A 12,044-nucleotide genomic window follows, 5' to 3' on the forward strand; every position below is an offset into this window, starting at 1 on the left:
AGGTGGTGTGCGCGGGCCGTGACGGTGTGCCCCGGCCACACCACTGACGCTATTCCCGCTGGTCCGCACGGTGCCGCGCCCTCTGACGCGACGTTGACGCCACGCGGCACGGCTTTGACGCGACGGAGACGGCAGGGAGCAGGCCGCGTCGCGGCACTCCGACCGCCCAGTGTCCAGCCTCCTCACCGTGTGACGTGTCGTCACCGTGGAGTGTCCGTAACGCCGGTCCATGGGGGTCTATGTCCTATTCTCGCCCGTGTGTCGGTGAGCGAGGGCAGTGGGCGCGGCGGAGTCGGCCGCGATGGCGGCGGCCTCGGGGAGCATGGGCGCGGTCCCGGTGACGGCGGCGGGGCCGACCGGGCCGTGCCCGCGGACCGCCGCCTCGCGGGTCACCGGGCCACCTCCATCGAGCTGCTCTTCGACCTGGTCTTCGTCTTCGCGTTCTCGCAGATCTCGTCATTCCTGGTCCACCACCAGAGCACGGCCCAACTCGGTCAGGGCCTGGTCGTCCTCACGCTGCTGTGGTGGGTGTGGGCCGCCTACGCCGTGCTGGGCAACCAGGCGCGGGGCGACACCGCCGTGGTCAAGATGGGCTTCACCGCCGGAATGGCGGCGATGTTCATCACGGCGCTGGCCATCCGCGAAGCGTGGAGCGACGCTCCGGGAGGCCTGTACGCGCCGCTGGTGTTCGTGTACGGCATCATCGCCAACCGCGTCGTCTACTGCCTGCTCGCGTTCCACATCGCCGAGGACGACCCCCAACTCCTGTCCTACGTAAGGCGATCCGCGGTACGCATGGCCGCCACCAGCGCTGCCCTGCTGGTCGGCGCGGAGCTGGCGGGCACCTCGCAACTCGTGCTGTGGACGCTGGCCGCCGCGGCGGACTGGCTGATGCCACGGCTCGTCGCGGCGGACCGCGGCTGGCCGGTGCCGAACGCCGCGCACTTCACGGAACGGCACGGGCTGATCCTCATCATCGCCATCGGGGAGCTGCTGATCTCGGTGGGCGACGGTGTCTCGGTGAACCAGGCGGGCCGGCACATCGCGCTCAGCCTGCCCGTGATCGAGACCGGCCTGTACTGCATCGTGCTGGCGGTGTGCCTGTGGTGGCTCTACTTCGACTTCGTCGGACCACCGGCCGCCGCGCGGCTGCGGGTGCTGCACGGCGTCGACCGCACCCGCTTCGCCCGCAGGGCCTACGGGCTGCTCCACTTCCTCCTGATCGCCGGAGTGGTCTACATCGCCCGCGGCCTGGAGCAGGTCATCGACGTGCTGCAGCACACCCCCGACCACCCCGACCTGCACGCACCGCTGCCGTGGAGCGCCCTGATCGCGCTGTACGGGGGCGTGTGCGCGTACCTGGCGGCGGGGCCCGCGATCCAGTGGCTGAGCACCCGTGCGCCCTCCGCACTCCAACTGGCGGCAGCCGTGCTGTGCCTGGCGTTCCTGCCGGTGGCCCACGAGGTGAGCGCGCTCGCGGCGCTGGCCTTCGTGGCGGGCCTGCTGGTCGTCCTGGTCAGCACGGAGGGCCTGCGCCAGGCGCGCGCGGGTCTCCCGTGGTGGTGACGGCGCCGCGTCGACGGCGTGACGGCCCGAACTCGTCCGCGTTGAGCCGGCGCTTCCTCCTGCGCGACAGCGGGGCAGCCGACCAGAGGCGATCGCAGGGCCAAGCAGCCTCAACGATGCCTTGGCCCAACCGGGTTGGGCGACTGGCCGGGCGGTCTGTGCCGACAAGACGGACCGCCCGGCCGCGCCCTCGCGGGGTCCGAGCCCAGGCCCCACGAGTCACAAGGCCGTCGGCGTACGGGACGGCCCGACCCTCTCAGGACACGGTACGCGCGCCCTGTCAGGACACGGTACGCGCGGCCGCCTCGTCCCGGCGCCGCAGCTCCTTCTTGTCCGGCTTGCCCGCGTCCGTGAGCGGAAGGGCGTCCAGGAAGGTCACCCGGGCCGGTTCGTACATCGCGCCGCGCTCGGCACGTACCCACGCCCGCAGACCCTCGGCGTCGAGCTCCGTGCCCGGCACGCGGACCACGGCGGCGTGCACCCGTTCCATGTGATCGGCGTCCCGGACCCCGAAGACGGCGCTCTGCCGCACCTGCGGATGAGCGTTGATCAGGTCCTCCAACTCCGTGGTGTACACGTGCCCGCCGACCACCACGATCATGTCCTTGAGCCGGTCGACGATCGTCAGGTAGCCCTCGTCGTCCAGGTAGCCGACGTCCCCCGTGTGAAGCCAGCCGTCCCGCAGCACCTCGGCGGTCAGCTCGGGCTGCTTCCAGTAACCGGCCATGATCTGCGACGAACGCACACAGATCTCGCCGTGCTCACCGGTCGGCAGGTCGCGTCCGGACGGGTCGCGGACGGCCACCTCCACGCCCTCCAGCACCCGCCCGGCGGAACGCAACCGCTCCGGGCGGTCCGGGTCGTGCTCGTCGGCGGGCAGCACGCTGATGCCACCAGCCTCGTTCTGCCCGTAGAACTGCGTCAGCACCGGCCCGAACCTGCGCACCGCGTCGGCGATCCGGGTGGGTGACGCCTGGCAGCCGCCGTACACCACGCTGACGAGGCTGGAGGTGTCGGTGGTCGCCGCGTCCGGGTGGTCCATCAACTGGTAGAGCAGCGGCGGCAGGAGGAAGAGGTGGGTGATGCGCTCGCGCTCGATCGTCGCCAGCGCCGAGGCGGCGTCGAAGTCCTCCAGCAACACCACGACGCCACCGGACTGCAACGTGGTGTCGGCGAGGAAGCCCGCCGCGTGGGCGAGCGTGGTGCACACCAGCTGCCGGTGCCGCCCCTCACGGGTCTCACCGAGCCGGCCGCGCCAGGCGCCCATGTGCGCGAAGGTGGTGCAGATGCCCTTGGGGTGGCCGGTGGTGCCGCCGGTGTGGCGGATGATGCAGATGTCGTCCGGCTCGGCGATCCCGGTCAGCGGTTCCGCGGACTCCTGCGAGGCCAGCTCCAGCAGATCCGTCCCGTTCTTCGCGGTCCCGAGCACGAGGACGTCGGCGACCGGCGCCTGCTCCGTCACCTCGGCCGCGCGCTCCGCGTACCGCGGGTCGACGATCAGCGCGCGCGTCTCCACGTCACGCACGATGGCCGCCTGGACCTCCGCCGACAGCTTGTTGTAAAGGTGGTTGACCCGGCACCCCACGAGGTTCGCCGCGTAGCGGGCAGCGATGGTCTCCGGAAGGTTCCCGCACAGCAGCGTCACGGTGTGACCGCGCCCGAGGCCCCTGCCCCGCAGCGCACGCGCCATCCGGTGGACCAGATCACGGAACTCGCCCGCGGTGATCCGCCGCCCTTCGTGGACCAGCGCCTCCCGCCCCGGTTCCGCCTCCAGGGCGTCGAGAGTCTCCTCCACGTAGGTGCGGAAATCGTCGGCGTCGTCGGACATCGGGGGCTCCTGCCTCGGTCGATAGATTGCCTCGGGCAATCGAACACGATGCCTGTGGCCGCTCTGTGACGACAAATCGCTTCGTCGTCACCCGGGGGCGGGGGAAAAGATCAAGCCAGCCGTTCCGGCCGACGGGAATGATGTACAGGCCAACTATGGCGCCGGTCCATCCGCCCCGGGGTGTCCAGGACGCGGCTCAGGGCCCCACGGAAACTGTCCGGTTCCGGGTTCGAACGCAGGTCATCCGGCCGAGCGGCCTGTTTCAGCACGTACGGATCAGCGCGCACGGTCCGCGCGTACGAGGACGTGTGACCGCGGGCTGTCGCACCGAGCCGGAGGGCGGGTTCGGCCGGGTGGTGCCGTGAAGACGTCGGATCGCCGCGGCCCGGCCGGACGCGCGGCGGACGCACCGCCGTTGCCGATACGGTGGACGTCGCGCGGGAAGCGGTGGGCGGGCCCGCGGCCGACGGACCGGTTCGAGGAGTGGGGGCGGCACATGGTGGACCCTGCATCGCTGACGGCGATCACCACGGTGCTCGGGGCAGTGGGCGGCGGCCTGGCCAACGAGGCCGGCAAGGCCGCATGGGAGTCCGCGGGCGTCCTGATCCGCCGCATCGCGGGCCGCGAGGTGCAGGCACCCACCGACGCCGATCAGCGTGCGGCCGTCGCGCGCGTCGTCCTCGACGGCATCCGCCGCGAACCCACGCTCGCCGCAGCCTGGGCGGTCTTCGCCGGCGGCGTCCCCCGCAGCAGCCCCGGCGCGGGCGTCCCCCAACTGCTGCCGTTCGCCGACCGGTTCTTCACCGACCGCAAGCATCCCCTCAAGACGCTGGACCAGGAGTACGACCGCGCGTTCGACGGCACACCGCGCGCCGTCCTGCTGCACGGTCCCTCGGGCATCGGCACCAGCGCGCTCGCCGTCCAGTGGGGTTGGCGGGAGCCGAGCCGCTTCCCCGACGGCAGACTGTACGCGGACCTGCGCGGCACCTCACCGGACACCACCCGGGACGCGGCCTCCGTGCTCGCCCACTTCCTGCGCAAGCTGGGCGTCGCCGACGCCGAGATCCCACCGGCGACGGCCGACCGCGCCGAGCGGTTCCGCGCGGAAGTCGCGAGCAGGCGGCTGCTGGTCGTCCTGGACCACGCCCACTCCGCGGCGCAGGTCAAGCCCCTCCTGACCGCCGCGCCGGGCGTGTTCACCGTGGTGGTGGCCCGCAGACCGCTGGCCGGACTGGACCTGGCCGCCGTGCCGCTCGGCCCGCTGACCGAACGCGACGCGCTGCGCCTGCTGACCGGCGTCGCCGGCAAGCCCGCCGTCACGGCCGCCCGCGCCGTGCTGCCCTCGGCGCTCGCCCGCTGCGCCGGTTCGCCCTTCGCGCTGCGAGCGTTGGCACCCCGGCTGGCCGAACTGCCCCCGGCAGCGCAGCAGTTCGGGACTGCGGGGGAGGGTGACACGGACGACGCCGACCGCGATCCGGTACGGGCCGCCGTTCACGACGTCTACCGCGGCCTGCCGCCCGCGAGCGCCCGCGCCTACCGGCTGCTCGCGGGGCGGCCGTGGCCGTGGATCACCGCGGGGCCGGCGGGTGCCGCGCTGAACGTCCCGCAGACCGAAGCCGCCGACTTCCTGTCCCAACTCGCCGGCCACCGGCTGCTGGACACCACCGACGGCGTCCGCTACGCCTACCGGCCCAGCGTGCGACGGCACGCCGAAGGGCTCGCACTGCGCGAGGAAGGCGTCGCGGCTTGCGCGGGAGCCGTGCGCAGGATGACGAAGTGGCTGCTGGAGTTCGCCGTCACCGCGGACCGCGCCGCCCACCCCGACCGCTGGTGGCTGGGACCGCTCTACACCATCCTGCCGCCGGGACCGTATGGCGAAGACCAGAGCGCCGCGCTCACGGACCTGGTCGAGGTGCTCGACGTCCTGGTCGAAGCGGTGCGGGCCGCGGAGGAGTTGGAGGACCCGGCCACCGCCTGGCAGTTGTGCGAAGCGATGTGGGCCGCCCAGTTGCGAGCCGGCCGCCACGACCAGGTCCTGCCCGCCCTTCGCGTCGGGGTCCGGGCCGCCGACGGCCTGGACCCGGACTCCCGGGTCGCCGGACGCCTGCACACCCAGCTGGCCCTGGCGCTGATGGAACGCCAGGAGTACGACGCGGCAGCCGGTGAACTGCGCACCGCGGCCCGGGCGGAGAGCGCCGCGGGCCACCTGCGCGGCCGGGCGACGGCGCTGGAAACCCTCGGCCTGCTGCGGTTACGGCAGTGGCGCCACGAGGACGCCCTCGGCCTGTTCGAGGAGGCGGCCGCCACCCTCGACGGCGTCGGCCCTGACGACGAGGGGCACGCGGACCTGCCCCGGGCCTGCGCCCTGCTGCGACGCCACCGGGGCCGCGCCCTGCGCGGTCTCGGCCGCCGCCAGGAAGCACGCGATCTGGGCCGCGAAGCGCTGGAGTACTTCCGGGGCGACGGCCGAGACCCGTACAACGCCGGACGGACGCTGACCGACCTCGCCGAGATCGAGATCGACGCCGAGGACTACCGGGCGGCCGTCCCCCTCCTCGACGAGGCGATCGCCGCCCTCGCCGCGCAACGCGCCGACTACCACGTCGACCGGCTCAGGGCGCAGCGCGCGGCATGCGTCAGCGCGGGAGGCTGACCGACACGGTGTGCGCGGCCGGGCCCGTCACGACGACGAGCCCGTCCGCCGCCAGGTCCCGCACCGTACGGCCCTCGGACAGGCTGCCGTGCAGCGCGCAGACCCACGCGGCGGGATCGGCGGCGCCCGGCGCCCCGGTGAGCCAGAGTGTCGCACCGTCCCGGGTCCGCACCACGCACTCGGCGGGACCGGTCAGGTACGCCGCGACCGAGCAGTGCGGAAACCGCGTGAGCGTCCGCGCCGCCCACGCCTCCGGCCTTCCCAACCGGGGGTCGTCGCGGTCGCCGTGACGCCAGATCACGTCCGCGTGGGAAAGCACCCCGGGATCGAGTGCGTCCTCGTGGACCGCCGTGTGAACGTACCCGCCGGCGCCGTCGGGCTCGTGGCGCGGATCGGCGTACCGGGTCACCACGACCTCGTTCGTCGCCGCCACCCGCGTGACCACCCGCACCGGCGCCGTGCACACCCGCGGCTCGTACGGTGGCAACGGCAGCGGGTCCAGCACCGCCGGGCCGGCGGGTTCGTCGATGCCGATCAGCGCGTAGAAGGCGCGGCGCAGCAGCGCCGCCGACCCACCCGGCGCCGACGTGGTGAACTCGGCCGGCCAACGCGGTGGCGTGTGGGAGGCGAGCAGCGCGGACACCTGCTTCTCCAGGGGCCCGTACGGGTCGAGTCGCGGCGCCTGGCGCACGAACGCGGCCACGGGGGAGCCCTCGTCGAGCGCGTCGTGTGAGGTGGTCCCGACCAGCACGGGCGTGCCGAGTGCGGCCGCGTAGTACGAGACGCTGCCGAAGTCGCCGATCACCACGTCGGCCGCGATCAGGGCCTGCCGCCAGCCTTCGATCGGGTCCACCAGCGCCAGTCCGGCGCGCCGCGCCCGGTCCGTCCAGGCGCGGACCTGGCCCGGGCCGTGTCCCTGCCAGATGTTGGGGTGCAGGACGGCGGCCAACCGGTATTCGTCCAACGGGAGTTCGGAGACCAGGCGGGGAAGGAGTACCGGCAGCAGGTCCTCGGCGCCACCGTCGCCGAAGAGCGATTCGGGATTCCAGGTCGAGTTCAGCACCACCAGGCGCTGGCCGTCGTGGACCCCGAGTGCCCGGCGGAAGCGGTCGCGGTGGCAACGCGCGGCCAGCATGCGGTCGTAGCACGGGTCCCCGGCGAGCAGGGCCGCCGGAGCCGCCTCGGGGCAGGCCGCGCGCAGGCGGTCCAGTTGCTCCGGATGGGAGAGGACGAACGCGTCCGCCACGGGGACGCCTTCGGGGGTGAGCACCCAGTCAGGCGAAAGCCCGAAGACCGGCGTTCCGGCGTTCCGGCGTTCCGGCGTTCCGGCGTTCCGGCGTTCCGGCGTTCCGGCGTTCCGGCGTTCCGGCGTTCCGGCGTTCCGGCGTTCCGGCGGCGCCAGCCTTTTATTGTATCCGATCCCATGCGAAAGCACCGCCAACTTGCCCCGCAAAGCGTGGAGTTGACCCCCGAGGCTCGCCGAGATCGCCAGATCGACCGGTGTGTCGAGCGCCTGCTCCCACGGAAGGACCGGTACCCCCACGGCGGCCAGCAACTCGCCGACACCGCCCTGGAAGGGCGAGGACCCCGTGCACGTGGCGAGCAGCTGAATGCGGAAGTCGTCCCGGAACAACGGCAGTACGTCCAGCAGGCGCGTCGCCGACGTGACGTTGTGCACCACGAGGAGAACGCGTCGGCACAGGCCCCGCGTGGCCCACCGCGCCGCCTCGTCCCCGACCGGCACCCGGAGCCACCCGAACCCCGCTCGGGTCACGGACCCCTCCTCGTGCCGGCCGACTCATCGCGCGTTCGGCCGATCACCCTAGCGCACCACGAGGTGACGGCCGGGGCAGCGGCTACCAGGCCACCGGCAGCCCGCCGGGAGGGTGCCGCGCCCAGCCACCTAGGGTGGGGACATGGCCGACACGCACACGTACGACGTCGCGATCGAGTGGACCGGCAACCTCGGCCCGGGCACGGCCGGCTACCGCGCCTACGGTCGTGACCACGAGATCCTCGCCGCCGGGAAGTCCCCGATCGCCGCCTCCGCCGACCCTGCCTTCCGCGGCGACCCCGCGCGCTGGAACCCCGAGGAACTGCTTGTCGCCTCGGTCGCCCAGTGCCACATGCTCTGGTACCTCCACCTGTGCGCCACCGGGGGCGTGGTCGTCGTCGACTACGAGGACCACGCCCGCGGTGTGATGACGATGGACGACTCCGGGGGCGGCGGCCGCATCACGGAGGTCGTCCTGCGCCCCGAGGTCACGGTGGCGGACCCGGTCATGACGGACAAGGCGCAGGCTCTGCACGGGGAGGTGCACGCGGTGTGCTTCATCGCCCGCTCGGTCGCCTTCCCCATCCGCCACGAGCCGTCCGTCCACGCCCTGAACGCCGAGGACGCCTGAGCGACACGCCTGGGGTCCTGACGTGCGGGCAGGCCGCGCGGCGCACGGTGGCGGCGTGGTGTGCGACGTCGGGCGAGCAACTGGCTCAGGTGGTGGCGAGCAGGAAGTCCTCACCGCTGGACGGGCGGAGGCCGTCGGTCCGGTCGGCGAAGTAGCGCTCGGCGAGCGAGGCGCCCGGTACGTGCCGGGCGTCCTCGAAGCCGGCCTCACGCGCCAGGGCCAGCATCTCCCGCGGTGTGTAGAAGCTGATGAACGGTGTTCCGGACGCTCGTGCGCCTTCCTCGCTCGTCCGCAGTCCGCGTCGGTCGGCGCTGTCCACCAGCTCGGTCGGCAGAAGGAAGGTCATGGCGAGCGTCGAGCCGGGGGCCAGCCCCGCGCTCCGGCGCAGCGTGGCGGAGGTGGCCTCCTTGGTGAGGTACATGGTGACGCCGGTGGACGCGATGACCGCCGGGCGGCCGGGATCGAATCCGGCGGCGACCAGCTTCTCCAGCCAGTCCTGGCCGGCTTCGAAGTCGACCGGCACCAGACGCAGCCGGTCGGGGACGCCGTAGCCGAGCTCGACCAGGCGGCGCCGCTTCCACGCCTGGGTGCCGGGCTGGTCGACCTCGAAGACCCGTAGAAGTGAGGCGAGTTCGGGCTCGCGCTGGGCGAAGGTGTCCAGCCCCGCCCCCACGATGACGTACTGGTCCACGCCCTGCCCGGCCTGCTCGGCGACCAGGTCCTCGACGAAGCGGGCGCGCGCGACGATGGCGGCCCTGAACCCTCTGGTGGCTCCCGGGGCCATGTCCGGGCGGTCGCGCCACCCCTCGCCCGGGTCCGCCAGCCGCAGGCCGACCTCGTCCACGATCACGTACGGGGGCGGGTCGACCTGGAGGTGCATCGCCCGCCAGAGGGCGGTGCGCACCGCGGTGTTGTCCGGTGGTTCCAACTGCTCGTGTGTCATGGTGTCCCCGTTCGCCGAGGTCAGCTCTCGGCGGGAGCCTGGAGGGTCCACAGGCGCCCGTCGGGGTCGCGGACGGTCATCTCCCTGGTCCCGTAATGGGTGTCCTCGAACGGCGTGACCACCTCGACGACAGGGTCGGGACGGAACGCGTCCGTCTCCGGCGCCTTGAGCACGATCCGCGTCTGCGGCTCCTGGTCTTTCGGGACCTCGGCGATGAACACGTACGGACCGTCGCCGTTGCGCAGCTGACCGGAGTCGTGGTCCGTCGCGAACTCCAGCTCGTAGCCCAGTTCCTGGAAGAACTTCGCTGCCTTGCCCCAGTTGTGCGTGGTCAGGAAGACGGCCTCGATGCCTTCGGTGGTCATGTCAGTTCTCCTTATTGGCCGATTGCTGTCCGCCCCCGTGGGCGTCGTCGAGGTAGGCGCGCAACGCGTCAGCGACGAGCGCCGACAACGACATGCCCGACTCGATGGCGCGGAACTTGACCTGCTTGATCAACCCGACCGGCAGGTACACGTTGAACTGCTTGACTCCCTCATCGCTCACATGAGAATGCTAGCATTCTAGCAAGCTAGATGCCGTGGAGGGGTCGACGTGACCTTGGGGGGCGTCGTGCCAGAGATTTCCGAGGGCGCCGGCGCGCTCGCCCACTCGGTTCGCGCGTACGTCGCCACCAAGTGGCCGCTCCTCGTCGCCGACGCCCTGGTCGCAGCAACGCTGCGGTTCGGCCAGGTCAAATCGCGGGTGGCCGGGGGCAGTCAGAAGATGCTCGCGCAGACTCTGTGCAATCGGGAGCGGGACGGAATCGTCGACCGCACCGCGTACGCCACCGTGCCCCCGCGGGGGAATACTGCCTGACCGGGGCCGGGCGCGAGCTTCAGCGGACACCGCCTCCGGGGCAACCGCGCCCTTCTTGCGGTGTCGCGAAGAACCGACCCCAATCAGGGGAGTCCGGAACGGGCACTCTCAAGATCCACGCGCGCCTGAGGAGCGAGGGCCTGGACAAGGTGTTGCCTCCGCGGTCGCGCTGGCCGGAGCCCCGCCTGCGGCTCCCGTTCGGCGAGGTGTAACTGGCGCTATCGGCGCCTTCCTGGTGATCGCGGGCGCCCCGCAAGCCGCCGCACGGCTTCGCGAGGCGTCCGCGACCGTCGTCGTGAGCTACCTGGGAGAGTTTCAGGTGATGCTCACCTCGCACGGCGCCGAGGTCACCGTCGGGCCCGCTTGAGGGGCCGACGGGCTCCTTCCTGTACGCCCGGCACGCCGACGGTGCCCAAGTCGAATACGTTCAGTGGAGGCCCGAGTTGGTGGCCCGGATCCTAGCCTGAGGCCGACGCGTCCGTCGGCCCGGTCGCCGACGTCGCCGAATGATGGCGGCCGCCCCCGATGTCGAGGCGGCCGCCACCGCTGTTCACGCTGCGGACGGCGATCGTGGGCCGGGAGGCTCCGCCGCGATGCCGGTGCGAACCACCGGCCGGAACAATGCCCCGCCGTAGCACGGGAGTTCGCCGCCTCCCCGCGAACGGCCTTGCTACGTCAGTTGCAGACGCCGCTGTTGCCGAACGCCGGGTTGAGGATGCCGATGACGTTGACGGTGTTGCCGACCAGGTTGATCGGGACGTTGAGCGGGACCTGGATGGCGTTGCCCGAGATGACGCCCGGCGACATGGCGGCCTTGGCCGCCGCGACGCTGCTGCAGCCGTGGGCGTGGTGGTGGTCGTTCGCCGACGCCGTCGTGGCGGACGCGCCCGCGGCGACGCCGGCCGCCAGGATGACGAGGGCGGCCTTCTTGGCAGTGCGCATGGAAAGTTCTCCTCTTGTCGTTCCGCGGCCGCCGCTGCGGCCACATCGAGGCAAACGTCTCAACGGCCCCGATGACACGCGTTCCATCGCCGATACCACCGGACGGCGTAAGGCGGTGACATATGCGGGCCCGTTGAGCGTCCGTCTCGGGCGGCAGGACGGCATAACCGCAGGCCAGAGGCGGGGCTGCTGCATTGGGATCAGCCGATTGTCGGCCTGTTGGTCAAGGGTGGCGGTGGTGGGCCGCCCCCCCCCGCAGCGCATCTGCCGCTCAGCCGTCGACGTACCGCCGTGCCCGGGAAGCCCGCTGCGGTCCCTCCAGCAAACGCAGCCCTTCCTCGACGTGCCCCGGGATCCGCCGCCTCTCCCGCGGCACCCAGGGGAGCCCGCCGAGCGCCTCGCCGAAGGCCCGCGCGGAAGTGATGTCCTTCGGCACGCCCGCCATCATGGCCGCCGTACGGCGCAGGGCACCGGTGAGCGAGCGGCGCGACCAGGTGAACCACAGGGTGTTGCGGATGCCCTGCGCTCGGCGCCGCCTCGGTTCCCGCTGCCGGGACGGGCGGTGGTGCACCGTCAGCGTCTCGTCGTACACCAGCCACCACCCTCCGGCGCGCAGGTCGGTGGCCAGCAGCTCCTCCTCCCCGCCCAGCCAGAGCCGCGGGGAGAACCCGCCCGCCGCGCGGAAGGCGGCGGTGCGCATCACGGTCGCTCCCGCGAGGAAGGACCCCAGCGCCGGGCCCGGCAACCACGCGGGCCGGGGCAACGGCGACTCGCGCAGTTCGGCGACGACCGGGTCCTCGTACGGCACCGGGCCGCAGGCCGCCGGTGGTTCCGTGCCCGCCACGGACC

Annotated in this window: 10 protein-coding genes and 1 pseudogene; 4 read left to right on the forward strand and 7 right to left on the reverse strand. The window is 72.5% G+C overall.

The window, feature by feature from the left end; translation table 11 throughout:
• The first annotated feature begins 264 nt into the window (after positions 1-264).
• Positions 265-1,566, forward strand: coding sequence for a low temperature requirement protein A (locus CK485_RS12070; protein WP_158288206.1), 1,302 nt, complete (start codon positions 265-267; stop codon positions 1,564-1,566).
• Positions 1,567-1,846: 280 nt separating this feature from the next.
• Here CK485_RS12070 and CK485_RS12075 read toward each other — a convergent pair whose 3' ends face one another.
• Positions 1,847-3,394, reverse strand: coding sequence for an AMP-binding protein (locus CK485_RS12075; RefSeq protein WP_109449823.1), 1,548 nt, complete (start codon positions 3,392-3,394; stop codon positions 1,847-1,849).
• Positions 3,395-3,890: 496 nt separating this feature from the next.
• Here CK485_RS12075 and CK485_RS12080 point away from each other — a divergent pair, with 496 nt between their 5' ends.
• Positions 3,891-6,047, forward strand: a complete 2,157-nt coding sequence (locus tag CK485_RS12080) for a tetratricopeptide repeat protein (RefSeq protein WP_109449825.1) — start codon at positions 3,891-3,893, stop codon at positions 6,045-6,047.
• Here CK485_RS12080 and CK485_RS12085 read toward each other — a convergent pair.
• The gene (locus tag CK485_RS12085; RefSeq protein WP_241968303.1) at positions 6,031-7,821 is read right to left on the reverse strand and encodes a hypothetical protein; all 1,791 of its coding nucleotides are present in this window, start codon (positions 7,819-7,821) and stop codon (positions 6,031-6,033) included. The two genes, CK485_RS12080 and CK485_RS12085, sit on opposite strands and share 17 nt — an antisense overlap.
• A 142-nt stretch (positions 7,822-7,963) precedes the next feature.
• Here CK485_RS12085 and CK485_RS12090 point away from each other — a divergent pair, with 142 nt between their 5' ends.
• A complete protein-coding gene (locus CK485_RS12090; protein WP_109449827.1) occupies positions 7,964-8,452 on the forward strand; it encodes an OsmC family protein in 489 nt (162 codons plus the stop codon).
• 85 nt (positions 8,453-8,537) lie between these two features.
• Here CK485_RS12090 and CK485_RS12095 read toward each other — a convergent pair whose 3' ends face one another.
• From CK485_RS12095 to CK485_RS12105, 3 genes are read right to left on the reverse strand one after another with little or no spacing between them, the layout of a single operon-like run.
• Complete coding sequence (locus CK485_RS12095) at positions 8,538-9,395, reverse strand: class I SAM-dependent methyltransferase (protein WP_109449829.1); 858 nt, start codon at positions 9,393-9,395, stop codon at positions 8,538-8,540.
• Positions 9,396-9,415: 20 nt separating this feature from the next.
• A complete protein-coding gene (locus CK485_RS12100) occupies positions 9,416-9,760 on the reverse strand; it encodes a glyoxalase (protein ID WP_109449831.1) in 345 nt (114 codons plus the stop codon).
• Between the two features lies 1 nt (position 9,761).
• Positions 9,762-9,941: a CopG family transcriptional regulator gene (locus tag CK485_RS12105; protein WP_109449833.1), complete on the reverse strand. Its 180-nt coding sequence runs from the start codon at positions 9,939-9,941 to the stop codon at positions 9,762-9,764.
• 66 nt (positions 9,942-10,007) lie between these two features.
• Between CK485_RS12105 and CK485_RS12110 the strand changes: the two genes are divergently transcribed.
• A complete protein-coding gene (locus CK485_RS12110; RefSeq protein WP_158288207.1) occupies positions 10,008-10,253 on the forward strand; it encodes a winged helix-turn-helix transcriptional regulator in 246 nt (81 codons plus the stop codon).
• Between the two features lie 675 nt (positions 10,254-10,928).
• On the opposite strand, the gene CK485_RS12120 is transcribed toward CK485_RS12110, so the two are convergent.
• Entirely contained in the window at positions 10,929-11,195 is a 267-nt protein-coding gene (locus CK485_RS12120) for a chaplin (protein ID WP_109449846.1), read from the reverse strand.
• A 271-nt stretch (positions 11,196-11,466) separates the two neighbouring features.
• A pseudogene (locus CK485_RS12125) lies at positions 11,467-11,994 on the reverse strand (glycosyltransferase family 2 protein); the annotation flags it as partial.
• Positions 11,995-12,044 lie beyond the last annotated feature (50 nt).

This window comes from Streptomyces sp. ICBB 8177, assembly GCF_003144095.1.
Classification (GTDB): domain Bacteria; phylum Actinomycetota; class Actinomycetes; order Streptomycetales; family Streptomycetaceae; genus Streptantibioticus_D.

Coding starts and splice junctions, on each gene's coding strand:
- CK485_RS12075 (WP_109449823.1), bottom strand. CDS start 3,394: ATGTCCGACGACGCCGACGATTTCCGCACCTACGTGGAGGAGACTCTC.
- CK485_RS12080 (WP_109449825.1), top strand. CDS start 3,891: ATGGTGGACCCTGCATCGCTGACGGCGATCACCACGGTGCTCGGGGCA.
- CK485_RS12090 (WP_109449827.1), top strand. CDS start 7,964: ATGGCCGACACGCACACGTACGACGTCGCGATCGAGTGGACCGGCAAC.
- CK485_RS12095 (WP_109449829.1), bottom strand. CDS start 9,395: ATGACACACGAGCAGTTGGAACCACCGGACAACACCGCGGTGCGCACC.
- CK485_RS12100 (WP_109449831.1), bottom strand. CDS start 9,760: ATGACCACCGAAGGCATCGAGGCCGTCTTCCTGACCACGCACAACTGG.
- CK485_RS12120 (WP_109449846.1), bottom strand. CDS start 11,195: ATGCGCACTGCCAAGAAGGCCGCCCTCGTCATCCTGGCGGCCGGCGTC.